The sequence below is a fragment of the Acidovorax sp. Q11 genome (assembly GCF_054950075.1).
Genome location: NZ_JBUDZG010000002.1, coordinates 15,563 through 38,514, shown reverse-complemented (window position 1 = coordinate 38,514; position 22,952 = coordinate 15,563). Strand labels below are relative to the sequence as shown.

Annotated in this window: 26 protein-coding genes and 1 tRNA gene; 11 read left to right on the top strand and 16 right to left on the bottom strand. The window is 58.3% G+C overall.

Annotated elements, in window-relative coordinates:
- The first annotated feature begins 134 nt into the window (after window positions 1-134).
- Window positions 135-1,199 carry an AI-2E family transporter gene (locus ACYZGB_RS02615; RefSeq protein WP_462386653.1) on the top strand — a complete coding sequence of 355 codons (1,065 nt, stop codon included), beginning with the start codon at window positions 135-137 and terminating at the stop codon, window positions 1,197-1,199.
- Window positions 1,200-1,441: 242 nt separating this feature from the next.
- Here ACYZGB_RS02615 and ACYZGB_RS02610 read toward each other — a convergent pair whose 3' ends face one another.
- Window positions 1,442-2,143 (bottom strand): hypothetical protein, encoded by a 702-nt coding sequence (locus ACYZGB_RS02610; protein ID WP_462386652.1) that lies wholly within the window; start codon window positions 2,141-2,143, stop codon window positions 1,442-1,444.
- Window positions 2,144-2,175: 32 nt separating this feature from the next.
- Here ACYZGB_RS02610 and ACYZGB_RS02605 point away from each other — a divergent pair, with 32 nt between their 5' ends.
- The 8 genes from ACYZGB_RS02605 to ACYZGB_RS02570 all read left to right on the top strand — a co-directional run bounded on the left by ACYZGB_RS02605 (window position 2,176) and on the right by ACYZGB_RS02570 (window position 7,069).
- A complete protein-coding gene (locus tag ACYZGB_RS02605; RefSeq protein ID WP_462386651.1) occupies window positions 2,176-2,481 on the top strand; it encodes a hypothetical protein in 306 nt (101 codons plus the stop codon).
- Window positions 2,478-2,978 carry a hypothetical protein gene (locus tag ACYZGB_RS02600; protein WP_462386650.1) on the top strand — a complete coding sequence of 167 codons (501 nt, stop codon included), beginning with the start codon at window positions 2,478-2,480 and terminating at the stop codon, window positions 2,976-2,978. The genes ACYZGB_RS02605 and ACYZGB_RS02600 overlap by 4 nt, the downstream gene beginning before the upstream one ends.
- A complete protein-coding gene (locus ACYZGB_RS02595) occupies window positions 2,975-3,337 on the top strand; it encodes a mobilization protein (RefSeq protein ID WP_462386649.1) in 363 nt (120 codons plus the stop codon). The genes ACYZGB_RS02600 and ACYZGB_RS02595 overlap by 4 nt, the downstream gene beginning before the upstream one ends.
- A gap of 140 nt (window positions 3,338-3,477) precedes the next feature.
- Window positions 3,478-4,440 (top strand): MobA/MobL family protein, encoded by a 963-nt coding sequence (locus tag ACYZGB_RS02590; protein ID WP_462386648.1) that lies wholly within the window; start codon window positions 3,478-3,480, stop codon window positions 4,438-4,440.
- The gene (locus ACYZGB_RS02585) at window positions 4,418-4,633 is read left to right on the top strand and encodes a hypothetical protein (RefSeq protein ID WP_462386647.1); all 216 of its coding nucleotides are present in this window, start codon (window positions 4,418-4,420) and stop codon (window positions 4,631-4,633) included. Before ACYZGB_RS02590 ends, ACYZGB_RS02585 begins: the two co-directional genes overlap by 23 nt.
- 2 nt (window positions 4,634-4,635) lie before the next feature.
- Window positions 4,636-5,322 carry a hypothetical protein gene (locus tag ACYZGB_RS02580; RefSeq protein ID WP_462386646.1) on the top strand — a complete coding sequence of 229 codons (687 nt, stop codon included), beginning with the start codon at window positions 4,636-4,638 and terminating at the stop codon, window positions 5,320-5,322.
- Window positions 5,319-6,140 carry a hypothetical protein gene (locus ACYZGB_RS02575; protein ID WP_462386645.1) on the top strand — a complete coding sequence of 274 codons (822 nt, stop codon included), beginning with the start codon at window positions 5,319-5,321 and terminating at the stop codon, window positions 6,138-6,140. Before ACYZGB_RS02580 ends, ACYZGB_RS02575 begins: the two co-directional genes overlap by 4 nt.
- A gap of 635 nt (window positions 6,141-6,775) precedes the next feature.
- The gene (locus ACYZGB_RS02570; RefSeq protein ID WP_462386845.1) at window positions 6,776-7,069 is read left to right on the top strand and encodes a DUF7673 family protein; all 294 of its coding nucleotides are present in this window, start codon (window positions 6,776-6,778) and stop codon (window positions 7,067-7,069) included.
- A 2-nt stretch (window positions 7,070-7,071) separates the two neighbouring features.
- Here ACYZGB_RS02570 and ACYZGB_RS02565 read toward each other — a convergent pair whose 3' ends face one another.
- The gene (locus ACYZGB_RS02565) at window positions 7,072-7,332 is read right to left on the bottom strand and encodes a helix-turn-helix domain-containing protein (protein WP_462386644.1); all 261 of its coding nucleotides are present in this window, start codon (window positions 7,330-7,332) and stop codon (window positions 7,072-7,074) included.
- 81 nt (window positions 7,333-7,413) lie between these two features.
- Between ACYZGB_RS02565 and ACYZGB_RS02560 the strand changes: the two genes are divergently transcribed.
- Entirely contained in the window at window positions 7,414-7,962 is a 549-nt protein-coding gene (locus ACYZGB_RS02560; protein WP_462386643.1) for a hypothetical protein, read from the top strand.
- A 451-nt stretch (window positions 7,963-8,413) separates the two neighbouring features.
- Here ACYZGB_RS02560 and ACYZGB_RS02555 read toward each other — a convergent pair whose 3' ends face one another.
- The 8 genes from ACYZGB_RS02555 to tolB all read right to left on the bottom strand — a co-directional run bounded on the left by ACYZGB_RS02555 (window position 8,414) and on the right by tolB (window position 16,326).
- Window positions 8,414-9,991 carry an AAA family ATPase gene (locus ACYZGB_RS02555; RefSeq protein WP_462386642.1) on the bottom strand — a complete coding sequence of 526 codons (1,578 nt, stop codon included), beginning with the start codon at window positions 9,989-9,991 and terminating at the stop codon, window positions 8,414-8,416.
- Window positions 9,988-10,968 (bottom strand): reverse transcriptase domain-containing protein, encoded by a 981-nt coding sequence (locus ACYZGB_RS02550; RefSeq protein ID WP_462386641.1) that lies wholly within the window; start codon window positions 10,966-10,968, stop codon window positions 9,988-9,990. The genes ACYZGB_RS02555 and ACYZGB_RS02550 overlap by 4 nt, the downstream gene beginning before the upstream one ends.
- A 504-nt stretch (window positions 10,969-11,472) precedes the next feature.
- Window positions 11,473-12,537, bottom strand: a complete 1,065-nt coding sequence (locus ACYZGB_RS02545) for a tyrosine-type recombinase/integrase (protein ID WP_462386640.1) — start codon at window positions 12,535-12,537, stop codon at window positions 11,473-11,475.
- 143 nt (window positions 12,538-12,680) lie between these two features.
- Window positions 12,681-12,756 (bottom strand) — tRNA-Lys (locus ACYZGB_RS02540).
- A 48-nt stretch (window positions 12,757-12,804) separates the two neighbouring features.
- Window positions 12,805-13,629, bottom strand: a complete 825-nt coding sequence (locus ACYZGB_RS02535) for a tRNA threonylcarbamoyladenosine dehydratase (RefSeq protein ID WP_462386639.1) — start codon at window positions 13,627-13,629, stop codon at window positions 12,805-12,807.
- A complete protein-coding gene (gene ybgF / locus ACYZGB_RS02530; protein ID WP_462386638.1) occupies window positions 13,629-14,420 on the bottom strand; it encodes a tol-pal system protein YbgF in 792 nt (263 codons plus the stop codon). The genes ACYZGB_RS02535 and ybgF overlap by 1 nt, the downstream gene beginning before the upstream one ends.
- On the bottom strand, window positions 14,420-14,962 hold the full coding sequence (gene pal, locus ACYZGB_RS02525) for a peptidoglycan-associated lipoprotein Pal (RefSeq protein WP_462386637.1): 543 nt from the start codon (window positions 14,960-14,962) through the stop codon (window positions 14,420-14,422). Before pal ends, ybgF begins: the two co-directional genes overlap by 1 nt.
- A gap of 44 nt (window positions 14,963-15,006) precedes the next feature.
- Complete coding sequence (tolB, locus tag ACYZGB_RS02520) at window positions 15,007-16,326, bottom strand: Tol-Pal system beta propeller repeat protein TolB (RefSeq protein WP_462386636.1); 1,320 nt, start codon at window positions 16,324-16,326, stop codon at window positions 15,007-15,009.
- Window positions 16,327-16,509: 183 nt separating this feature from the next.
- On the opposite strand from tolB, the gene msbA reads away from it, so the two are divergent.
- Window positions 16,510-18,315, top strand: coding sequence for a lipid A export permease/ATP-binding protein MsbA (msbA, locus tag ACYZGB_RS02515; protein WP_462386635.1), 1,806 nt, complete (start codon window positions 16,510-16,512; stop codon window positions 18,313-18,315).
- A gap of 28 nt (window positions 18,316-18,343) precedes the next feature.
- Here the strand turns inward: msbA and ACYZGB_RS02510 are convergent, their stop codons facing one another.
- From ACYZGB_RS02510 to mltG, 6 genes are all read right to left on the bottom strand, one after another.
- Window positions 18,344-19,018, bottom strand: a complete 675-nt coding sequence (locus tag ACYZGB_RS02510; protein ID WP_462386634.1) for an ankyrin repeat domain-containing protein — start codon at window positions 19,016-19,018, stop codon at window positions 18,344-18,346.
- A complete protein-coding gene (locus ACYZGB_RS02505; protein ID WP_462386633.1) occupies window positions 19,015-19,821 on the bottom strand; it encodes a TatD family hydrolase in 807 nt (268 codons plus the stop codon). Before ACYZGB_RS02505 ends, ACYZGB_RS02510 begins: the two co-directional genes overlap by 4 nt.
- 64 nt (window positions 19,822-19,885) lie before the next feature.
- A complete protein-coding gene (locus ACYZGB_RS02500; RefSeq protein WP_015013859.1) occupies window positions 19,886-20,245 on the bottom strand; it encodes a PilZ domain-containing protein in 360 nt (119 codons plus the stop codon).
- A gap of 16 nt (window positions 20,246-20,261) precedes the next feature.
- A complete protein-coding gene (locus tag ACYZGB_RS02495) occupies window positions 20,262-21,269 on the bottom strand; it encodes a DNA polymerase III subunit delta' (protein ID WP_462386632.1) in 1,008 nt (335 codons plus the stop codon).
- Window positions 21,266-21,943 carry a dTMP kinase gene (gene tmk / locus ACYZGB_RS02490; protein WP_462386631.1) on the bottom strand — a complete coding sequence of 226 codons (678 nt, stop codon included), beginning with the start codon at window positions 21,941-21,943 and terminating at the stop codon, window positions 21,266-21,268. The genes ACYZGB_RS02495 and tmk overlap by 4 nt, the downstream gene beginning before the upstream one ends.
- Before the next feature lie 15 nt (window positions 21,944-21,958).
- The gene (gene mltG / locus ACYZGB_RS02485; RefSeq protein ID WP_462386630.1) at window positions 21,959-22,945 is read right to left on the bottom strand and encodes an endolytic transglycosylase MltG; all 987 of its coding nucleotides are present in this window, start codon (window positions 22,943-22,945) and stop codon (window positions 21,959-21,961) included.
- Window positions 22,946-22,952 lie beyond the last annotated feature (7 nt).

Genomic DNA, 22,952 nt, shown 5'->3' with positions numbered 1-22,952 from the left:
TACGGGCGGTATTGTGCCACCGAACGGGCAATCGCCCAAAGGAAGGGACAAGCGCGCGCCAACAGCAGGCTGCAGGCAAGCTGACGCCTGCGGGCCTCGCGTACATTCTGGGTATCTCATTGCCTCCAAGCGACATGACACCCAACCACCTCCAAGACAAAGCCTTCCTGCTGCTGCTGATCGCCGTGACCATTGCCTTCGGGGCCATCCTCTGGCAGTTTCACGGCGCTGTTTTTTGGGGCGTGATCCTGGCCATCCTGTTTGCCCCGCTGCACCGCAAACTGCTCAAGCGCATGCCCAAGCGCCCCACCCTGGCAGCCCTGTGCACCCTGGGGCTTTGCCTGGTGATCGTCATCCTGCCCATGACCGCCATCACAGTATCGTTGGTCCAGGAAGCCAGCGTCATCTACGAACGGGTGCGCTCAGGTCAACTCAATTTCGGGCTGTATCTACAGCAAGTGATCGCGGCCCTGCCCGCATGGGCCGCCAATCTACTAGACCGGCTGAATCTCACCAGCATCGGAGAACTGCAGCAGAAGCTTTCCTCCGTTGCCGTGCAGGCCAGCCAGTTCGTCGCAACACAAGCTCTGAGCATCGGCCAAAACACGCTGGAGTTCCTCGTCGGCTTCGGCATCATGCTGTACCTCCTGTTTTTCCTGCTGCGCGATGGCGCGAGCCTGGCCCGCCGGATTGGCCACGCGACCCCACTGGACGATGCCCACAAGCGGCAACTGGTCAGCAAATTCACCACGGTCATCCGAGCCACCGTCAAAGGCAACATCGTGGTAGCGGCCTCCCAAGGCGCTCTGGGCGGCCTGATCTTCTGGGTGCTGGGCATTCAGGGCCCGGTTCTGTGGGGGGTACTGATGGCGTTCCTGTCACTGCTGCCCGCTGTGGGCGCAGGCCTGATCTGGGTGCCGGTGGCCATCTACTTCCTCGCCACCGGAGCCGCGTGGCAAGGGGCGGTACTCACCGCATTCGGGATCGGCGTGATTGGGCTTGTGGACAACGTCCTGCGCCCCATCCTGGTCGGCAAGGACACCAAGATGCCGGACTACATCGTGCTCATTTCCACACTGGGAGGCATGGGTCTTTTCGGCCTGACAGGTTTCGTCATCGGCCCCGTCATCGCTGCGCTGTTCATGGCCAGCTGGGACCTTTTCGCACCGAACCACACGGACTCTTCAGCCAGTCCGTGACGCGCGATACGCCCCTCATGCGGGGCGCACCTGCAAAACGCACGCCGGAAAAAACAAAGGCCTCCGCAGGGAGGCCTTTGAAATCGCACATCAGTCGCTGTGCAATGAATCGTGTGGTAGGACGTACTGGATTCGAACCAGTGACCAACGGATTAAAAGCCAGAATCAACGCCAATGATCAGTCTTCATTTTGCATGATAAGTCGTTGATTGACAATGATTTTTTCTCTTCTACATCCCTCGTCAACCGTCTACCTTTGGCATCAATTTTGGCTCTGAGTGCACCACTTTTGCACCACTTTTTGACTTCGACCAGTCCCATCCACTAGTGGACATGAACGACATCTCAGAAACCCAATCCGCTAACCGATCGACCTGTTCTGCGGCCGTCGCGTCAACCCTGTCCACCTCACTGAGATAGTAGTTGCGCAGGCGCGAAAAATTGAAACGAGACGGTTGATACTTAGTGCGCTTCGGGTCAGGGATTGGGGGATGCTTCATGACTTCAGCCAACTCTTGCAAGGCCTGCGCAGCCTTGTTCCGGGCCTTGTAGAAGTCTTCGGCCTTTTTCGATTCTGCGGCAAAGTCGAATTCTGTGGAGCGCCGCACTTCTTCGCTGGTCACCATGCCGAAGTCGTCCCCGGGCGGATCGATATACCCCGCGGCCACCAATTGGTCGTGCATGGTAACTAAGCCACTACATGCACTTCTACGGCCGTTCAGCAGCTCGCTAAAACGGCTGCCTTCAGATTTTCTCTGCTTATCCAAATCGGCCAGCGCAGATTCAAGCTCCACATTGGTTCGACCACTTTTTTCCTTAGCCATCTTCGCAACACGCTCGGTTTCGAGCAGAACCTGTGCTGCGATTGCACGGGGGGATTGCGGCATATCGGTGAGTTTTTGAGAAAGTTCGGGATGGTGGGTTGAATGCTCTTTGACGACCATCGGTTTGTCAACCACTCACGACAACCGACACCATGCACTGCAAGAAAAAGCCAGGCGACGATGGCGACTTTCTCAAGGCCTTCGCGGCCCTTGATGACTCAACACTTATCAGTCCAAAAAACTGGGCGGCCCTATGCGAGCAATCGCTTGACAGCATCTACAGCGCGCGGGCGCGCGGCTTTTTGCCGAAGCCAGTTATTGAAAAGAACAGACTAGTGCGCTGGACTGCGGGGCAGTACCGTGAATGGGTACGCGGCCTGGCAGAGGCCGCGACTGCGCATCGACGCGGAGGGCGGCCACGTAAGGCTGCGCAGCAGTCCGAAGGGGGCGAAGCATGAGCACCCCCTCTGCCAAAAGTTATCCACAGCCCGAGGGAGTTGGAGAAACTGGTAAGTTGTTAGTTGTTGTTAATACTAAAAACAACAACAACAACAACGCAGCGCGCAGCGCGGCCCCCGTACTCAGCTTTGCCAACGGATCTGGTTTGACACAGGCCGAGCGGGAACACCTTTCCAAGCTGCTCCAGTACCACCCCCACGGCCAAGCCATCGTCGACGAGCTGTCCGGTCAACTGCGGGCGCGCGGGCGCGGCGGCGCAGGTATCAGGAGCCCGCGCGCCCTGGCAGTGCGGTTGGCCAGGGAAGCCACGATCCGTGGTGTAGGGCTGTGGTACTACTGCCTGGATGAAGCGGACCGGCGGGCCTTGCAGCCCGGGGGCACGCACGATGAAGCCTCCGCGCCTGCAAGTCGGGAGACGATTGAACGAGCTCGGGCAGAGGCCCAAGCCATCAGAGAGCGCATGGCAGCAGAGCGGCTGACGAGAGGTGGTAAATGACCACCCCCCGCACTAAAAAAATCGAGGAACTGCAGCAGCGCTTGGCGCGCCTGCAGGCCGAGCAGCGCAAGGCAGCGGCCCGCGCTCGCGCTTCGGCCAGCAAGGCCTGCCGAGCCCAAGAAACGCGCCGCAAGATCCTCCTCGGCGCATTCTTGCTGGAGCAGCTCGGCGGTGCGTCGGGCGTGGCTGACTTGAGCGTTCAAGGCAAGCGTTTCGACTCATGGTTGACCCGCCCCGACGATCGCTCATTGTTCGGCCTGCTGCCCCCATCCCCCGCCTCGCCTGCCACCCCAGCACCTCCCGGCGCTGGCGTGTCTGCGGCGGGTGCGGCGCCCTATGCTGGAGGAGGCTCAGAATGAAGCGCCGCGCTCAACTCCCGTTCGCTTTTCAAGCGAAGGGCGCACTTACGCAGTTTCTCTTCGAGAAACTGAGTGCGACAGAAGGCGTGCCGCCTCCTGTACCTCCTGCTTGCCGCGCCGCCTGAGATGAAAGAAACACCATGGCAATCTTTCATCTCAGAGCCCGTTCCCTGGGCAAGGGGAGCGGCTCGTCTGCAGCCGCCAGCGCCGCCTACATCCTGCGCCTTGGCAAGTATGCCAAGGCGGGACTGGATCCCTGCATTCACTCAGAGTCGAAGAACATGCCTGCGTGGGCTGCTGGACCGCGCAAGCACCTCGACTATTGGAAGTCGGCGGACCAGAACTCGAGGGTGAATTCCAGACTTGCGAAGGGCTTGGAATTCAGCCTACCCGTTGAGCTCAGTCACGACCAGCGCCTCGCACTGGCACGCGAGTTTTGCACCCGTGTGGCCACCACTAGCACGGGAGAGCCGCTGCCTTTTGTCATGGCGGTGCATCACGGTGGCGCTCTGGCTCTGAACCCCCACGTGCATGTACTCCTAAGTCAAAAAATCTGGGATGGTTATGACAGAAGCCCTGAGCTCTGGTTTTCTCGGGCAGCGCCGAAAGACAAGAAACCAGAGAGCGGAGGTGCTAGGGCTACGAACGACTTGCGGCCCCGTGAATGGTTGCTAGCTACGCGCGAGCTACTGGCCCGGTTGACCAATGAGGCTTTGGCCGCAGCTGGCTTCACGGCGCGCGTGGACCACCGCAGCCTGTTGGCCCAAGGGATCGAGCGCCCCCGCGGCTTGCACCTCGGCCCTGCCGGGGCGGCCAGGCTGCGGCGTGGCGCGGGTTCGCGGCGCGCCGAGGACCTGGCGCAGCACCAAGCCGCGGAGCAGGAGGCAAAGCAGCTCTTGGCCGAGCTGCGCAAGGAAGCCCGAGCCGTCGAGTTGGAACTGGCCAACACGTTGCACTCGGCCCCCGTCTCAACGCCGCCTACCAACAACAGCACAACCGCCATGCTGGCCCGCGCGCAGCGCCAAGCCTCGCAAGAGCAGCAAGACGCAGCTGCGAAGAAACCCGAAAGGAGAAAATCAAATGACTTTGAATTCAGACCTTGATTCCGAAGAGAAATGGGTTATTCAACGTCGAGTTTATCGGCGCGGAGATAAATGCTCTTGGAAAACGATCTCACCACCAACCAGCTACGGTGAAGCGTTAAAGGAACTGTTCAAGCTCCCCGCCGAAACAGCTCGCCTGATGGCGGGCATCGAAGAATATTTTCCAATTAACTCAATTCAGCGAGAAGTTTAACCATGGACTTCACCATTACACCGCGAAACCTGACCAAAGAGCAGCGCATTTCTATCTGGCAGACTGAATTTCAGCCTAGCGCACCGACCGGATTCGAAGTATACGACTGCGACCTAAAACAAGAAAATATTTTGACTCTTAGTCTGGATAAATACTGGTGGGAAGAAAGTATTGTTCACTATTCAGAGTCAGATTTGGTGAAGCGCTGGCTAGATGATGAATATCCTGAGCGGCAGCAGGACGTGGAAAACCTTGCGAAATATCTATTTCTAACGCGCGACAAATCAAAAACTGAGAGAGCATGCTATCTAGCATGCCTCTGGGCCGAGCGAAGTGGAAAACTAGCTCGAATGACGAAATTCAAGTCCGCCAACGATATGCTTCTTGAGAAATATCCCACACTTGATTCCAAGGCTCGCGAAGCTATTGCTATTAATTGGCTCTCACCTGGATTTTTTGGCGATTTGCCTGAGCCAATCCTAAAACTTCTTGCGCTTGCTATCGATGAGGATATGCACAATTTTGCATTGTGGATCAATCAAAATATGGCCTTTGAACTCGATGATATGTTGGGATTCCTTGTGCGTGCGCATCAAGTCGATCCAGACTCTTCAAATAACCCACCGAGCCAGGGCTCTCCAGATGACCATGGCGGAGAAGCAAAGTCGAGCATGGAGATTGAATTGTGAGCGTACCAGTGCTAGTTAAACATTTGGTTCAGGCGGATGAGTGTAAGACACAATGGCTGAACGCCATGCTTGCCACTGCGGTTGAAGCATGTCGTTTCGAGAAGGTGCCAGGCGTCAGAATTGCCCCCCTATCCGGTCCGCGAACAAGATTTTCAGGCTGCGTGGATCGCTGGAACTATGAATGGGCAATTCAGCTAAGCATTTCTGTTGGATTCTGGAGAAAAGAGGAAATTACTTCTGTCTATATTCATGAATGCGCCCATTTAATGGTCATCAATGAAGAGAGAGCGCGTGGTGTTTACACCTTAGCTCATGGTCCGGTGTTTTTTCTCACCAATCTCGTTCTTTGCTCAAGAGTGGACGCAGCATGTAATCTGCCCAGGAGTTTAGTAAGGCTAGTTGGCTTATACGACTTCCAAGACTCGCCCTTTGAGAGCTGGCCTGAGGCCAGATGGCGCAGTTTAGTGATGCATTTTGCATTTAAAAACTATGCCTGCTTAGCCGACAGCGATCTGTCTGCAGAAGCTGTAGCCCGTGAAGCGTGGAAGCTTTGGGAAATCGAGCGTGAAACCCTCTTGAACGAGGAGCAATCGAAAATCGCCGAGATCAAGGAGAAAATCAACCTTGTGAATGAGCGCGACAATTTCAAGGCTAAAGTCAATGAACTGGAGCGCCAACGGGCTGTGTCATTTGGCTGGAGATTTTTATTCGGAATTGGGTGGGCCGGACTGATCTTTCCCGGTTTTCTTGGTTTGGCGGTCTATACCTCGCTTGTGGCGTCCATCGCGTATGCCACTGCCTTACACAGGCTCCTATGAGGAGATGTCCCCGCGCTAGCGCGGGGCCGGGCCCTATGGCTTTGCCACCAAGCCACCTACGGTGTCTCGGCCCATACGGGTCACGGTCCCTCATCCGGAATACCAGGGGGAAGGCCGACGGCCATCCCCCTCGGTTACACCACACCCCCTCCAACCACAAGGCGCGACGCGCCATGTGGGCGCCCCTGGCGCGTGCTTCGCTTCGCTCGATGGTCTGCGGCCACGTTCCGTGGCCGAGGGGCGCTCGCCGCGCGGCGTCGAATGCGCACATGTGGGCTTCTCGGGCCTTTGGGATGCCTCAGCCGTTTTCACCTTCGCCTTTTCGTGTGACGGTAGCCGCCCTGGCCAGCGGGGCAAGGGTTCGGCTCCGCCCACGTCCTCACCCGGTCCCTCCGCTGCGCTGCGGGCTGCGGCTTGCGGGCGTGCCCTTGCCCCGCTGGCCAGGCCGTCTCCTCTTGTCACACGGCGACGGTGAAAACGGCTGAGGCAGGCCACAAACGAAAGGAATAGCCATGCGCGCACTCGACAAATCACAAACCGGCTCGGGCTCTACAGCCAAGGCGGGCTTTGAACTCCCCTCACCGGCTTCGCCGGTGCAAATTGATCCTGAAACCTTTGCAGAGCTGCTGGGCGCAATGGATGAAAGAACCGTAAACGAAGAGGAGACAGCGGCGCTGGAGCGCTTGATTCAGGTTGCACAGGGCGACACGGGCCAAAGCCGACGCGTGGCCGACTTCTTGTTGGCCTGGTGGAACGCGGCGAGCTGCGGAGCCTTCGATCTAACGACGCTTTGGGGATTGGATACCGGCATCGCCAAGGACATGGTGACGGTCTTTGGGCTGGTCGCGAAGGTGAATCAGTACCCGGACTCACTGGGCTATGAAGAGCCTTTCAAGCGCATCGTGCGCGAGTGGCGACCCGAACTCTGAACTCACGAGCTCTCTGGAGCGTCAAGGTATCGACGCTCTACACGGGTCAGAAACACGCCCAAAGGAAGCTCCAAAGCCGTCGCCAGACGATGCAGAACGCTCAGGGTTGGCTGCTTCCTGGCGGCCTCAATCAGGGTGACATACGGCCTATCGAGATCTGCACGCGCAGCAAGGTCTTCTTGGGTCAACCCTCTTTCCAACCTGCACACCTTCAGCTCCACACCCAAAGCGCGGATCAGAGCTGAATTTGTGCTGGCTCGCATGGAGCCAATGTGCCAACTATGTATACTAAAGACACGTGTCTATAGACAACAAAATTGAATGTATCTTCACAAGGAAAGTCTATGAATCCGAAAATTGAGAAGCTCACACTTACAGACAAGCTTGTCGAAATTGGGCCAGAAACAACATCTGGACAAACGGGGTCTTATGCTTATCTTGAATTTGAACGTAGAGGCCGAATTTTGAATGTGGCGTCTGACGATCACACGCGATCAAGATTAGCAGGGATGCTTGGCATTAATAATTCTCAATTTTATCTTTTGCTGACAACCAATACTCATACCAAACAAGCGACTGCTGCTATGGTAGCCTTTGGCGAGCGGCTCGGTCCAAAATATGCATTAAATATGGAAGGTCATGGGGCCGAAGATGCAATTTCAGCAAGCAAAAGGAAAATAAAACACTCCTACATGGTTCAGCTATTAGGGTTATTTTTCCTAATAATTGGTATACCTGCATTTTTTATATTCATAGGAATTCCAATGATCATCGGTGGAATTTATACCATCCTCCAAGGAGGAAAAATGCGAAAAGCGGCTTCGCATTCAATTGCATTGATTCAAGAAATGATAAATATTCAACACAGCATACCTGAAATAAAATATCTATAATTCAAGCGAATCATGCGCACACGCAATGAGATTGGCTCAGCTCGCTTACAGATTCTGAAAATTCCGCAACCTGTTTGAGGTCGTGGATCGGCATCGACTCCAACTCAGTGACCTTTTTAGGGTCGTTGGCTCTGTATCGCCTGAAGTTCCGCGACCTGTTTAAGGTCTCCGGGAGACATTGGAGGGGCCCAGGATACGTTCTGGCGCCCCTATTTGCTTGTATGTTCTTAGCACGACCTTTTTCGACCCACACCATCTCAGCAAGACAATTTTCAAGCCACCACAAAAAGTTCGTAAATACCGGCGGCTAACGTGGCATCAGAGACGTCAATCACATTAGGGATCAAATATTCATCGACGCAAGGCAGCATTCTGCCTCGCTATGATTTTCTTAGCCCGCGTTACCACTCAGAGTGGCTCACTGAAAGCTCCGAATCTTTAGCTTTGAAAATTATCTAGAACCAACGCCTCTGGCGTGACGCATCGCCCGCGATGCCTGAGAAGCAGGCTGAATAGTCAGAAAGCGTTGTAACTCCTGGGAGAATGCAATCACTGCAGCCTCGTTCTCCTTACATAAATGCTGAATAATATCTTGTTGACTCATTATTCTTTGCCTGACTACTTCTTTAAGCAATCTTTTTCCAGCATCACCGAATTCGCCTTCTGAAGAGACATCAGATTTTTTCCCTTTCTTCCTTCGTGGAACCAGTAGTGAAGACCGGAGAAAATTGCAGAGCCTGTCTTTCAATGAAAGGTTCGCCCTCGTTGGGCCAGCAGAGGTAGGAGCCTTCCTTAGAATTGGCACATAGCGGCGTAGCCGATCAACATCACCTTTCAAAAAGGCCTGACAATCTATTCGCCCTTTAAGCCCTCCTTCTAGACAATGCGCTAAAAACTCCTTTTCTAAGCTTTCAAAAGGGATGCAGAGCGTCGAATTGTTCTTAGCATGTCTAAGTTTTCTTTGATCGCCATCGAGGACACTGATGACGTTATCTGCACTAGAGAAAAATTCTTCTACGCGATTTCGATTCATTAAATCAGTAGTGTTTAATCCACCGCCGATATAAATTATGTTGTAAGAAAAATAAACATTACTGCAATAATTTTTAATTAGATATTCCAGCAACTCCTTCAAAGCAGCATCCTCGGTAAGAATATATTTATCCCAACCCTTAAATCCAAATAAAATGCTTTTAATATAATTGTAAGGCACATTCTCAATCTTCGCCACACCGGAGGACGGTTCAAATTCCAAATGAAAAATTTCATGAGATTTGAGTGTCTGCATCATCGCAAGCGAATGCGTGGTAAGCAGAAACTTGACATCGATGTCAGCGCCAAAATCTCTGAGACTTTCAATTAATCGAACTTGCGCTGCTGCATCCAAAGAAATATCAATTTCATCAATCACGATAAGGCGATAGCCTTGGGAGATTCTTCGATAGATGTTGATCAAAAAATACTCACCAGAGCTGAAATAGTCTTCCCGCAAGTAGCGGGTGCCCACCGTCAGTCGACAATAGTAAGTCTGTCCCTTAATTTCCACTGCCACCAAATTATCAAAATTCTTGTTCTCATAAATTCGATGAAGGAATTTTATTAATTCATCTGGTTTTGTATATCTTTTAAGAACAACTGCTGTACGTATGTCAGCATCCAAGTTACTGATTCTCTGAAAAAACGTGAATCGCTCTCCATGCGGAATTGGAAGCTCAACGTATATCTTAGACCGATACTCTATCGGTACAGGAGTCCGGCAGTTGATTGTTTCGATTGATTTTTCGTAAGCATAGGCCAATGTAAGATCGTCAATTTCATACTCAATCGAGCTACCCTCGTTGAACACGCCTTCGGAAGAGGTTTTGGCGAAAGTATCAGAGTTGGTCAGATTTCGAATTGCTTTAACCAATGTAGTCTTACCGGCGCCATTTTTTCCGGTGACACATACAATAGGGCCTTGATCGAAATTAACATTAAACCTCAAATCAACTATTTGTTGAACATTATTTATCTTGATATTCAACTTCATCTTTGCGCCTTCTCTTTCGGCAACGGACGATGAAGAAATGTATCGATGACTGTGACACCAAAGTCTCTTCTTAGTTTGTCCAAATAGTCCTGATCCACAGAATTAATGTAATTCAAGTAGCCGGTAATTTTCGCCTTTACACGATCTTCTTCCTTTTCGATTGCCGCAAGAAATGCTTCTCGGCCTTGCGAATATCTATACAAAAGGACCTCAACTTCTCTTTTAATCTTTGAGTCGACAGTTACCTTGCCATTAGGCAAAATCATGAGGCCGAGAATCACGATTTTTCCGCCTACTCGAAAATTTTTGCTCTTCCTCTCGTTCAATTTGAGTTCTGCAGCCCCATGCTGAGTCAGTAAATTCTGCACGATGCTCTTAATATCTGCAAGATCTTCTTTTTTTTCTGCAGAAATAATAATATCATCCGAATATCTTGTATATATTAATCCGTGCGCAGCGCAGTACTGATTGAGCGCATTGTCGAATTTTAAAAGAACTGCATTACTCATGGGTGCTGAGCATGGAAACCCCATAGGCAGCGAATTATCGATACATATTAGATCGATAATTCTTGCAAGGTTAACGAGCACATCCCCAGCAGGGCAAAATTCTTCGCCCTCCGCAATAACTTTACCCACCAAATTTGCGTTAATACTTGAAAAGAAAGAAGATATATCTGTCTGAAAAAAATGCTTAGATTTTGCATGCTTTACAACAGCATCGTATGCACTGCTTCCCTTTCTGTACGAAAAAACAACTTCTTGATTTATTGGCAAAAATTCGATTACGAAAAGATTCAAAAATGAGTGATATATCCTAAGTTTCTTCTCTGGAACTAGAACTTCGCGCTGATTTCTGGGGGGGCCAATAAATTTCCGACGGTATAAGCCCTCGACGGGTTCGGAGATAAATTCGGAAAACTTTTGCTTGCCGTGATACATCGAGTCAAAAAGCTCTGAGAGCGGTGTTCTTGTCATATGTAGTTCTCAATGGGACATGCTCGGCGACTCAGCGTCTCTTGGAGTTGCAAGAAGGAGCCTCTTGCGTTATCCTAACGGCATGTCAGTGACTAGGAGCATCTCCAGTCATCTTGCTGACCTCTAGGCCGTCAGATCTACCCGATCGGAATTTGTGTGGTCGCGCAGCGCGCGATCACACAAATCGTAGACTCAGGCGCGCATCCTCATATCCCGCCCTGCTCCCTCTCTATTTCTCTGCTTTGACCTTGCTATCGTTGGTTCGGTACAACTGAGTTGCGCCATCGACTGTCACGTTGAAGGCGTGTGGCTCCTCGTTCTCGCAGTGTTCCATATCAGTCCAACGAACTAACCTAGCCGGATTTGCACGCCGTCGATCAACAGCTCGCGACTCGGACCCAGGACGTGACAAGCGATGCGGCAGGTGTGGCGGCAGCGAGGCGCGCTGGGCGACTTCTTCTCTGAATCGCCCCGGGGCGATTCAGAAGCTCGATTCACATTACGTCAGCCCAGCTTACTGAGCAACTGAGCTGGCGATAGGTGCACGTAACGACGCAACATGCTCAAACTGCGATGGCCCGTCACAGCCGAAGCCTCCATGGGATTCAGCCCGCGCTCAAACAAGCGCGAGGCCCCTTCGTGTCTCAGGTCATGCCAACGGAGGCCCTGTAAGTGCCCAGCCTTGGGGGAACGACCTGCAGCCCGCTCCGCATCCTCATAGCGACGCCGCGCAGCTGCAAGTGCACGTTTCCAAGCAACAGACACCGCATTCTGAGAACAGCCCAGTAGTTTGCCCGCACGCTCGCCTGATCCGCACTCAGGCAAGGCCACAACGATTTCCGCAGCACGACTGGACAGAATCACAAACGCTGGCACGGCTTTGTTGCCTTTACCCTGGTGCTCACGCGGAACGCGGAAGAAGCGACCCGATGCATCCAGCCAAGCCCGCTCCAGTTTGAATAGCATTCCTTGACGCAAAGTCGTTTCAATTGCCAGCTCAAAGGCTGGAAGCACCCAAGGATTCCCACACCTAGCCAATTCCTCGGCTAGCGCCTCAAACTCTCCAGCCATCAGGCGCCTGTCACGCTCGCTAGAGCCTGAAGGCTTCCGAATGTCGTTGAGCGGGTTCAGCAGGCCCTCCATGCCCCACTCCTTGCGCGCCACATTGAACAGGTGGGCAACTAGTTGCAGTTCCAATCTAACAGTGTTTTCTGCGCGTCCGAGCTTGCGTCGAGCATCGCGGTAGGCGGCGAAATCCACCCCTCGCAGATTGGAGAGATACCTTTGTGCCAGCGGCTGCGCTTGCCAGTGCCGGATTCGCTGATGCTCTTGCTTGGGATAGCTCTTAGCGGAACCAACTTCGCGCCAGTAGCGCTCCAGCGCCTCTGCTAAGGTCATTTTTTCAGCGTCGCCGAGAGTTCGGAAAACGCCTTGATCCATAGAGCCCTCAGTCGCTCTCGCCCATGTCTCAGCTTGGAGTTTCGTGTCGAAGGTCCGAGAGATTGCCGGATACCCTTTACGGCGAACTTGTGCTCTCCAGTACTCGCCGCGCTTCTTGATGCTTGCCACCCGCTGTCCTTTCTTTGGAAGATCGACTGGCGTTGAGTTTCCGTGTGCACCACTTTTGCACCAATCCCGAATTTTTTCGAGAAGTCAAAGAAAAAAGGCCTTGGCGCGAATGCGCTAAGGCCTTGATTTCATTGGATTTTAAGTGGTAGGACGTACTGGATTCGAACCAGTGACCAACGGATTAAAAGTCCGCTGCTCTACCAACTGAGCTAACGTCCCGACCGATTGCAATAATCAGAATTTATCAGACTGCTGCAAAGCCTTGAATTATAGCGTCTTTTTTGAACCCGACTTGGAATCTGTCGCAAGTTTGTCGAGCACCCACCCAGCAGCACATTGCCCAAAGGTGGCCGTGACCGCGACCACCGAGCCATAGCCGTGGCAGTTCAAAGTGCCATCCCCCTCGATGTTGCAAGATGCATCAGGAGGGGCCACAGCCTCGCGGCTGAACACGCAGGTCACACCGATCTTCTTGCCTTCACGCGGCGCGCGGTGGTGTTTTCGCATCTGGTAACGCAACTGCGCCAGCAAAGGATCGTGGGTCGTGTGGGCCAGGTCATCCACATCGACCTTGTGCGCCTGGCGCTTGCCACCGGCAGCACCGACCGCAATGTGCAGCACCCCCACAGATTGCGCCCATGCGGCAATCGCCACCTTGGCCCGCACTTGGTCACACGCATCGATGACTGCATCCACAGGGATCGTCAACAGCCCAGGCCAGTTGCCAGGCTCCACAAACTCCTCAATGCAATGAACGGCGCATGCCGGATGGATCTGGGCTATGCGATCCCGCATCGCCAATACCTTGGCCTGGCCCACCGTGTCTGTCAGTGCATGAATCTGGCGGTTGATGTTGGACTCGGCGACGTGGTCCAGATCGACCAAAGTAATCTGGGCCACACCGCTGCGCGCCAGCGCCTCAGCGGCCCAGGACCCCACCCCTCCGATACCGATGACGGCAACATGGGCACGGCGGATTTTCGCCGCGCCTTCTACGCCATACAGCCGCGCCAAACCACCAAACCGGCGCTCCAATGCGGCCTGAGATTCCTCCGGCAGTGGCACCCCAGGCGAGACAATTTCGCCCGCCATTACTTCAAGCGGGACAGACGCTCTTTGGCAGCGACGGCCGCCTCAGATTGTGGATAGGCGCGGACCAGGTCTTCCAGCGTCTTGCGTGCGGTGCGCGTGTCCTTGAGTTCGATCTGGCAGTTGGCAATCGACAAAGCGGCCTCTGGGGCCCGGGCATGGCCGGGCGCATCCGCCAACATTTGCTTGAAGTTGCCAATGGCCTCCTTGTACTCCCGCGTGGCGTACTGGGCATTGCCAAGCCAGAAACGCGCTGACGGCACAAAACCGCTGCGCGGGTACTGGCGCACATACCCGGCAAACGCCGTGCTGGCTTCGGGGAACTTGCCAGATCGAAAGACCGCAAGTGCGGCCTCGAAGTCCCGCTTTTCTGCGGGGTCGGCCTGAAACTCCTTGCCATCCAAAGCCACCTTGACGGGCTCGAACTGGCGAAGCCGTTCATCCACCCCTTGGGCGATGTCCTTTTGGCGCCGCTGAAGGTCGCCCACATCACGCAGCAGTTGCTCGTTTTGACCGTTCAGCTTAGCCTGCTCGGCCCGCAGGGTCTCTATCTGTGTCTGCAGGTCCAGAAGGCTGCGGCGCAGCTGGGCGTTTTCTTCACCCAGCTTGCGCAGCTCCTCGGCAGAGCGCTGGCTGGACATTTGCAGTCCATCCACACGCTGACGCATTTCCAGAATGGCCCGGCGCGCCTCGCCATCTTCAAAGATGGCCGCCTGTGCCGAAGGCAGCAAGGACACCGACAACGCGGCAGCCGCCAAGAGCCGAAGAGGGAACACCACAGCAGCGGTTCGCATCAACGGTAGGACAGTTCAGCACGGCGATTCTTCGCGTGCACATCTTCAGTACCGCCTTGGGCTGCGGGCTTCTCCTTGCCAAAGCTCACCGCCTCCACCTGGCCATCCGGCACGCCCAGCAGACCGAGCGAACGGCGCACAGCCTCGGCACGCTTTTGGCCCAGCGCCAGGTTGTACTCACGGCCGCCACGTTCATCGGTGTGGCCTTCGATCATGACCTTGCGGCTGGGGGTTGCCTTGATGAAACGGGAATGTGCTTCGATCACGGATTGGAACTCGGGCTTGATGACATAGCTGTCGTAGTCGAAGTACACGATGCGCGCCACGCCCACAGGGCCTGCGCCATCACGGCCGGATTGCCCCAGATCCACACCGGCCACGCCGCTCTGCGACGTATTGCCAGAGTTGGCACCGCTGTTGGCGCCGCCCATGGTGGACGTTGCGTTTTTGTCTTCGACGGGAACATCGTCCAGCTTCACGCCAGAGCTGCAGCCAGCCACCAGTGCAACAACGGTAAGGGCAAGGGTAAAACGTTTGATCATCCAAATTTCTCCTGAAGGCTTGATAACTAAAAATATCGATAAGTTCATTGCTTTTGAAACGGACCCCAGTCCGGTTCGCGAAGATCGCCCGCCTGCCCTGCAAGGCGGGCCTTGATCTTGCCGTCCAGCGTGGTGGTCATCAGTGCCTCACGCCCCTGCTGCTGGGTGGCGTACACAATGAGGCGGCTGTTCGGGGCAAAGCTCGGGTTTTCGTCGGCCATGGTGTCGGTCACGGCATTCACGGTGCCTGTGGACAGATCCATCACGTGCAGCTTGAAAGCCCCACCCACGCGGGAGATATAGGCCAGCCAGCGCCCGTCCGGGCTCACCGTGGGCGAGATGTTGTAGGTGCCCGTGAAGGTCACACGCTCGGCGTTGCCGCCCGAGGTGCCCACCTTGTAGATCTGCGGCGCACCACCACGGTCGCTGACAAAATAAATGCTGCGGCCATCGCCCGAGAACACCGGCTCGGTGTCAATGCCGGAGCTCTGCATCAGGCGGCGCGGCTCGCCGCCATTTGCGTCGATGGTGTAGAGCTGCGAGCCACCGTCGCGGCTCAGCGTCACCGCCAGCGAACGCCCGTCCGGCGCCCAGGCAGGCGCACTGTTGGAGCCCCGGAAGTTGGCAATCAGGCGGCGACGGCCTGATGCCACGTCGTGCACATAGACCACCGGTTTGCGGGACTCGAAGGACACATAGGCCAGCTGCCCTCCATTGGGCGACCAGGCGGGGGAAATGATGGGCTCCGGGCTCGACAGCGCCGATTGCGCGTTCTCGCCATCTGCATCGGCCACCCACAGGCTGTAGCGGGGGCCCGTCTTGGTCACGTAGGCAATGCGCGTCGAGAACACGCCGCGCTCGCCGGTGAGCTTTTCGTAGATGAAATCGGCAATGCGGTGCGCCACCAGGCGCAGGTCGCCCTGGGTCACGACAAAACTTTGCCCTCCCAGGTCCTGCCCCCTGACCACGTCCCACAGCCGAAAGCGCACATCAAAACGCCCGTCGGCCAGCCGCGTCACGCTGCCAGTGGCCAGCGAGTCGGCACTTTTTTGCCGCCACAGCGCCACATCGGGACGGGCGGTTTCGTCCAGTGCAGCGCCCGCAGCGTCGATAGCACGGAACTGGCCGCTGCGCTCCAGATCGGCCTGGATGATGGCCGCAATCTTCTGGGGGGCTTGCGCCTCGCCCCGGAAGGGGGCAATGGCAATGGGCAGCTGGGTAAGGCCCACACCTGTCACCTCGACGCGAAACTGCGCCAGGGCCGGAAGGGAGGGGGTTGCGATGAGCGCGGCCAAAAGCTGGCGGCGCAAGGGAAGCGGCGAAGCCGCGGAGGAGAGGTGTTTGGAGATTCGATCTGTGGTCATTGGCATCCAGCAGTGGCCGAACAAATGCCGAAGGGCAACCCCGAATGGTACACACAGCGGTAAACCCCCTGTGACAAACTGTGCCTCCCCTACAGGCTTCGCATGCACCGCACCCGGTTGTGCCAGGCATGCGCCTTCGGTGCAGACTGCCCCCCATGAGCACAACCTTAGAATCCGGGCCACATGCACGCCACCGACACGGGCTCCGCGCCTGCCAACGCCCCCTCCTCGCCGCCGCCCAGCCTGACCACGCGCCTGAAGCGGCTGTCCATCTACTTCGGCGGCCAGCGGCTGGCCTGGGGCCTGGCGATTGCCGCCACCCTCGTGGGGGCCGTGACCGAACCCCTGATCCCGGCCCTGCTGCAGCCCCTGCTGGACCAAGGCTTCACCCAAGGGAGCCTGGAACTGTGGATGGTCCCTCTGGCCATTCTTGGAATCTTCTTCGTGCGCGGGCTCGCCCAGTTTGTGGGCCAGTACGCCCTCGCGCGCATCGCCAACGAAGGCATGCTCAACTTGCGCACCTCATTGTTTGAACGGGTGCTGGCCGCAGAAATGGGCCTGTTCAGCCGCCAGTCGGCCAGTGCGCTGTCCAACACCGTGGTCTATGAAGTCCAGACCGGGTCAACACTGCTCGTGCAGGCGCTGATGGGGATTTCGCGCGACGGATTCACGCTGGTCGCACTCTTGTTCTACCTGCTCTACCTGAACTGGCAGTTGACGCTGATCGTGGCCGTGGTAGTGCCTGGCGTGGCCTGGATCATGAAGACGCTATCCAAGCGGCTGTACCACCTCACCAAAAGCAGCCAGCAGGCCACGGACGAACTGGCCTATGTGGTGGAGGAAAACGTGCTGGCACACCGCATGGTCCGGCTGCACGGTGCCCAGGAGGGCCAGGCCCGGCGCTTCGAGGGCCTCAGCCACAGCCTGCGACGGCTAGCCATCAAATCCACGATTGCATCCGCAGCCATGACACCGCTGACCCAGCTGCTGGCGGCTGCCGCACTGTCGGTGGTGATATGCATCGCACTCTGGCAGAGCCGTGGGGCGGTGGATGCCAAGGGCGTCACGGTGGGAGGGTTTGCCGCCTTCATCACCGCGATGTTGATGCTCATCGCCCCCATCCGGCGCCTGGCCGATGTTGCCAGCCCCATCACGCGCGGCGTGGCGGCGCTGGAGCGCGGCCTGGCCCTGTTGGGCGAAACGGGCGCTGAAAGTGGCGGCCAGTACCGCACCGACCGGGTCCGTGGCGAGCTGGCGCTGGAGCGGGTCACGGTCTCCTTCGGGCCGGACCATGCGCCTGCCCTGGACCAGGTCAACCTGAAAGTGGCACCCGGCGAGATCGTGGCGCTTGTAGGCCCGTCCGGTGCTGGCAAGACCACACTCGTCAACCTTCTGCCGCGTTTTATTGCACCGGTTGAAGGCAACATCCTTGTCGATGGTCATCCCGTCCAGGACTGGGACTTGGGGTCGCTGCGCTCGCAGTTTGCAATGGTGAGCCAGGACGTGGTCATGTTCAACGACAGCATTGCCGCCAATGTGGCATTGGGAGCTGCGGTGGACGAACAACGGGTGCGCGACTGCCTGGAAGCCGCGAACCTGGCGGGGCATGTCGCCGGACTGCCGCAGGGCATCCACACCATCGTCGGCCACAACGCCACGCAGTTGTCGGGTGGGCAGCGCCAACGGCTGGCCATTGCACGGGCCCTGTACAAGGATGCGCCCATCCTGATCCTGGACGAAGCAACCTCAGCGCTCGACACCGAATCCGAGAGACTGGTGCAGGATGCCCTGCAACGCCTGATGCAAGGTCGCACCACGCTGGTGATTGCCCACCGCCTGTCCACCATCGAACACGCCGACCGCGTGGTCGTCATGGAACGGGGCCGCATTGCCGAGCAAGGCACCCACAGCGCATTGATGGCACAAGGCGGGTTGTACGCGCGCCTGCAGGCACGTCCAGCGACTGGCAACACAGCCGCGCCGGAATAGCCCCCCGGCAACGGCAGGGACTACGCTCTTACCACTTGCCCCGGTTGGGCTGGCGCCGCCGAATGGCGGCAGCAATTTTCTCGGCAGATTCCGTGCGGCTCACACGCAAGGCGAAATCGGCGGCGGTCAACCCCAGCTGGTTCTTGAGTGTTGGGTCTGCGCCCTCTTCCAGCAGAAGCTGCACCGCTTCAATCGATCCATAGTGCGCGGCCATCATGAGCGGCGTGGTGCCGTTGGGCGAAGTGGCATCGATGTAGGCATGGTTCTCCAGCAGCAGCGAGATGATGACGGCATGCTGCGGCGAACCCGCCGATGCGGCGTAGTGCAGCGGCGCCCAACCGGTCTTGTTCACATCGGCCTCGCGGGCGATCAGCGCCTTCACCGCATCCACATTGCCCTTGATCGCGGCGATCATGAGCGGGCTTTCGTCCTGGGCATTGCGCGCTTCCACATTCACCCGGCGCGAGGCCAGCAACGCTGCAAAAGCCTTGTTGGCACCATTCTGCAAGGCCAACGTGAGCCCCACCTGCCCCTTGGGATCGCGCGTGTTGGGGTCAAAACCTCGGCGCAACAATGCAGTAATCGCATCGCCATCGTCTCGCAGGATGGCCACAAAAAAATCTTCATAAGCACCCGCCCAGGCCCGGGCAGACACCAGGCCCAGCGCCACAGCGGCCAGGGCAGAACGTCGTTGCAGGCTCATGCCATCACCCCCGGGAACAAGCGGTCGAAATTGCGGCTGGTGGCCTCGGCCACCACCTCCAGCGTGAGGCCCTTGGTCTCGGCCACCTGCCGGGCCACGTGGGGAACATACGAAGGGTTGTTGGTCTTGCCACGGTAGGGCACCGGGGCCAGGTAAGGGCTGTCGGTCTCGATGAGCATTCGGTCCAGCGGCACAAAGGCCACCACGTCGCGCAGCTCCTGCGCGCTCTTGAAGGTGACAATGCCCGAGAACGAGATGTAGTAGCCCCGATCCAGTGCGGCCCGCGCCACCTGCATCGATTCGGTAAAGCAGTGGAACACGCCGCCCGCCTGGTTGCCCGCACCATCCTCGCCCTCTTCCTGCAGGATGGCCAGCGTGTCGTCGGACGCGCTGCGCGTGTGGATGATGAGCGGCTTGCCACAGGCGCGCGCCGCGCGGATGTGGGTGCGAAAGCGGTCGCGCTGCCACTCCAGGTCGGCAATGCTGCGCCCGCCCTTGCGATCTTCCATGCCGTAGTAGTCCAGGCCGGTCTCGCCAATCGCCACCACGCGGGGCAGCGCCGCGCGGTCCAGCAGATCCTGCACGCTGGGCTCCGTCACGCCCTCGTTGTCGGGGTGCACGCCCACCGTGCTCCAGAAGTTGTCATGGGCCAGGGCCAGGGCGTGCACGCCCTCGAACTCTTCCATGGTGGTGCAAATGCACAGGGCCCGGGTGACCTGCGCTTCGGCCATGGCCTGGCGGATGGCGGGCAGCTGGCTGACCAGTTCCGGGAAGTTGAGATGACAGTGCGAATCAGTGAACATGTGATGAAAAACAAAAATGCCGACCAGCCAGCGCGGGTCGGCACAGAGGCAGCGGCGGCGCCGATCAGATGGTCTGGGTAGGACGGTCAGAGCCCAGCGCAGTTCCCAGCAATTCCTCGATCTTGGCCTTGAGCTGGCGGGATTTTTCGTCCTTGGGGAATTGGATGCCCACGCCCTGCGTGCGGTTGCCTGCCGCACGGGCCGGTGTCACCCAGGCCACGCGGCCTGCCACGGGGTAGCGCTGGGTATCGTCGGGCAAGGTCAGCAGCACATACACGTCGTCGCCCAACTTGTAGTCGCGCTGGGTGGGCACAAAGATGCCCCCTTCGGCAAAAAAAGGAATGTAGGCGGCATAGAGAGCGGCCTTTTCCTTGATGGCCAGCTGCATGACACTGGGACGGGGCGCGGTGGATGGACTGCTCATGGGTGGGGGGTGCGGCTTAGTGTTTGGAGTGTAGGGTGTTTCGCGCCTGGGCGACAAGCGCCTCCAGCATGAGCCCGCCGTTGAACGGGTGGTCTGCCGTGCGCGCAGCCTTGGACAGTGCGCGCGACCAGCGCATGAGCGCGCCCAGCGGCGGCGTCTTGGGCAGATCGGCTGGCGCAAAGTAGCGTGGCGCGGCGCCTACGCTGGCAGCCAGCAGGTCGTGGCAGAGCTTCTGCAGCGCGTCGATCACCTGGGCCGGGGCCCAGTCGCCCAGCGCCGTCAAGTCACCCCGCGCCACCGCCTGGGGCAAGGCGGACCAGGCTTGTGGGCTGCGGCCCGACTGGGCCAGCGCCAGGGCATCCTCAGGCCGCCCGCCTGCCGCACGCAGAAACGACGCTGCCGCATCCCGGGCCAAGCCCTGGGCCTGCAACCAGGCCAGGCTGTCGGCCTCCACAGGCCAGACCATGGTGTGGCCCAGGCAGCGGCTGCGGATGGTGGGCAGCAGCTGGTGCGCAGCCTCGCTGGCCAGCACAAAACGCACGTCGCCCGGCGGTTCTTCCAGCGTCTTGAGCAACGCGTTGGCCGTGACATGGTTCATCTGCTCGGCCGGGTAGACCAGCACGGCCTTGCCTTTGCCACGCGCCGAGGTGCGCTGCGAAAACTCCACCGCATCGCGCATGGCTTCCACGCGGATCTCGCGGCTGGGCTTGCGCTTTTTGTCGTCGATGTCTGCCTGCGCCTTCTCCGACAAGGGCCAGCCCAGCGCCATCATCTGCACCTCGGGCATCAGCACGCACAGGTCGGCATGGGTGCGCACGTCAATGGCGTGGCAGCTGCCGCACTGGCCGCAGGCGCCCCGCTCTGTCGGCGCGTTGCACAGCCATGCGCGGACCAACTCCAGCCCCAGGGCGTACTGCCCCAGGCCCGACGGCCCTTGCAACAGCCACGCGTGGCCGCGCTGGGCCAGCAGGCTGATGCGCTGCGCGGCGATCCAGGGTGCCAATGGCACGACCGACTCGCTCATTGAGGCCCTCCCTGCGTGGCCACCATGATGGCCAGCCAGCCCTTGCGCACAAACACGCTGGTGAGCTGCTGCCACACGCGGTGGCGCTCCTGCGCGGCATCCAGGCGGGCAAACCGCTGCGGTGCGGCGGCAGCGCGGTCGGCATAGCCCTGGGCGACGCGGCGGAAAAACTCGACCGGCTGGGCTTCAAAGCGGTCGGGCACGCGCGCGCCAGCCAGCCGCTCGGCCGCCACCTCGGGGGCCAGGTCAAACCATACCGTCAGATCGGGTTCACGCATCAAAAGGGGGTCCTGCGCCAGTCCCGTCTGGGCCAGTTGCTCCAAAATTGATAGCACCTCCAGATCAAAGCCCCGCCCCGCGCCCTGGTAGGCAAAGGTGGCGTCGGTGAACCGGTCACACAGCACCACATCGCCCCGCACCAGGGCAGGCTCGATCACGTTGCGCAGGTGGTCGCGGCGGGCGGCAAAGATCAGCAGCGACTCGGTGAGCGCATCCATGGAGTCGTTCAGGACCATCTCGCGCAGCTTTTCTGCCAGCGGCGTGCCGCCGGGCTCGCGGCTCACGGTAACCGTGCGGCCCTGGGTGCGGAACGCGGCCGCCAGGCCCTCGATGTGCGAGGACTTGCCTGCGCCGTCGATGCCTTCAAAAGTGATGAACAGTCCGGGTCGTGACATGGTGGCCTTGCTTGATTACTGCTGCCCGCGCTGATAGCGGTTGACGGCGCGGTTGTGCTCTTCCAGCGAGGCACTGAAGTGGCTGCTGCCATCGCCCTTGGCCACAAAATACAACGCGCGCGTGGCCTCAGGCTGCACGGCGGCCAGCAGCGCGGCCTTGCCGGGCATGGCAATGGGCGTGGGCGGCAGGCCGGGGCGGGTGTAGGTGTTCCAGGGGGTGTCGGTCTGCAGGTCGCGCTTGCGCAGGTTGCCGTCAAATTTTTCGCCCAGTCCGTAGATCACCGTGGGGTCGGTCTGCAGCAGCATGCCCACACGCAGGCGATTGACAAACACGCCTGCAATCTGGCCCCTGTCGCTGGCCTTGCCGGTTTCCTTCTCGACGATGCTGGCCAAGGCCAGCGCTTCGTCTGCCGACTTGAGGGGCGTGTCGGCCGCACGCTGCGCCCAGGCGGCTTCGAGGCGGCGGTCCATGGCATGCAGGGCACGGCGCAGCAAGGCGATGTCGCTGGAGCCTTTGGCATAGGTGTAGGTGTCGGGGAAGAACCGCCCTTCGGGCGCCACGCCGGGGCGGCCCAGCTGGGCCATCAGCGCTTCGTCGGTCAAAGTGGCGGACTCGCGCTTGAGCTGCTCCTCCTTGGCCAGCGCCTGGCGCACCTGGCGCCAGTTCCAGCCTTCGACCAGGGTGAGCGCGCGCAGGGCCTCTTCGCCCCGGGCCAGCTTTTGCAGCAGGCTGATGGGGGTGGTGCCGGGCGGTATTTCGTAGTTGCCCGCCTTGATGGCGCGGTCCTGCCCCGAGAAGCGGAACCAGGCGTAGAGCAGGCGGGCGTCCGTCTTGACCCCGGCCGCCACCACGTCGCGCGCCACACCGCGTGGCGTGGTGCCGGGTTCGATGGCCAGCTCCAGCGGCTCGGGGCCGAGGTCCAGCGGCTGGTGCAGCCACCAATAAGCGGCACCGCCCAGTGCGATCCCCACCAACACGATCAAAGCCAGTAAACGTCGCACAACCCTG

Coding starts and splice junctions, on each gene's coding strand:
- ACYZGB_RS02555 (WP_462386642.1), bottom strand. CDS start 9,991: ATGAAGTTGAATATCAAGATAAATAATGTTCAACAAATAGTTGATTTG.
- ACYZGB_RS02605 (WP_462386651.1), top strand. CDS start 2,176: ATGCACTGCAAGAAAAAGCCAGGCGACGATGGCGACTTTCTCAAGGCC.
- pal (WP_462386637.1), bottom strand. CDS start 14,962: ATGATCAAACGTTTTACCCTTGCCCTTACCGTTGTTGCACTGGTGGCT.
- ACYZGB_RS02535 (WP_462386639.1), bottom strand. CDS start 13,629: ATGGCGGGCGAAATTGTCTCGCCTGGGGTGCCACTGCCGGAGGAATCT.
- ACYZGB_RS02595 (WP_462386649.1), top strand. CDS start 2,975: ATGACCACCCCCCGCACTAAAAAAATCGAGGAACTGCAGCAGCGCTTG.
- ACYZGB_RS02550 (WP_462386641.1), bottom strand. CDS start 10,968: ATGACAAGAACACCGCTCTCAGAGCTTTTTGACTCGATGTATCACGGC.
- tolB (WP_462386636.1), bottom strand. CDS start 16,326: ATGACCACAGATCGAATCTCCAAACACCTCTCCTCCGCGGCTTCGCCG.
- ybgF (WP_462386638.1), bottom strand. CDS start 14,420: ATGCGAACCGCTGCTGTGGTGTTCCCTCTTCGGCTCTTGGCGGCTGCC.
- ACYZGB_RS02580 (WP_462386646.1), top strand. CDS start 4,636: ATGGACTTCACCATTACACCGCGAAACCTGACCAAAGAGCAGCGCATT.
- ACYZGB_RS02565 (WP_462386644.1), bottom strand. CDS start 7,332: ATGCGAGCCAGCACAAATTCAGCTCTGATCCGCGCTTTGGGTGTGGAG.
- ACYZGB_RS02610 (WP_462386652.1), bottom strand. CDS start 2,143: ATGGTCGTCAAAGAGCATTCAACCCACCATCCCGAACTTTCTCAAAAA.
- ACYZGB_RS02590 (WP_462386648.1), top strand. CDS start 3,478: ATGGCAATCTTTCATCTCAGAGCCCGTTCCCTGGGCAAGGGGAGCGGC.
- ACYZGB_RS02560 (WP_462386643.1), top strand. CDS start 7,414: ATGAATCCGAAAATTGAGAAGCTCACACTTACAGACAAGCTTGTCGAA.
- tmk (WP_462386631.1), bottom strand. CDS start 21,943: ATGTCACGACCCGGACTGTTCATCACTTTTGAAGGCATCGACGGCGCA.
- ACYZGB_RS02495 (WP_462386632.1), bottom strand. CDS start 21,269: ATGAGCGAGTCGGTCGTGCCATTGGCACCCTGGATCGCCGCGCAGCGC.
- ACYZGB_RS02570 (WP_462386845.1), top strand. CDS start 6,776: ATGGATGAAAGAACCGTAAACGAAGAGGAGACAGCGGCGCTGGAGCGC.
- ACYZGB_RS02615 (WP_462386653.1), top strand. CDS start 135: ATGACACCCAACCACCTCCAAGACAAAGCCTTCCTGCTGCTGCTGATC.
- msbA (WP_462386635.1), top strand. CDS start 16,510: ATGCACGCCACCGACACGGGCTCCGCGCCTGCCAACGCCCCCTCCTCG.
- ACYZGB_RS02600 (WP_462386650.1), top strand. CDS start 2,478: ATGAGCACCCCCTCTGCCAAAAGTTATCCACAGCCCGAGGGAGTTGGA.
- ACYZGB_RS02505 (WP_462386633.1), bottom strand. CDS start 19,821: ATGTTCACTGATTCGCACTGTCATCTCAACTTCCCGGAACTGGTCAGC.
- ACYZGB_RS02500 (WP_015013859.1), bottom strand. CDS start 20,245: ATGAGCAGTCCATCCACCGCGCCCCGTCCCAGTGTCATGCAGCTGGCC.
- ACYZGB_RS02510 (WP_462386634.1), bottom strand. CDS start 19,018: ATGAGCCTGCAACGACGTTCTGCCCTGGCCGCTGTGGCGCTGGGCCTG.
- ACYZGB_RS02585 (WP_462386647.1), top strand. CDS start 4,418: ATGACTTTGAATTCAGACCTTGATTCCGAAGAGAAATGGGTTATTCAA.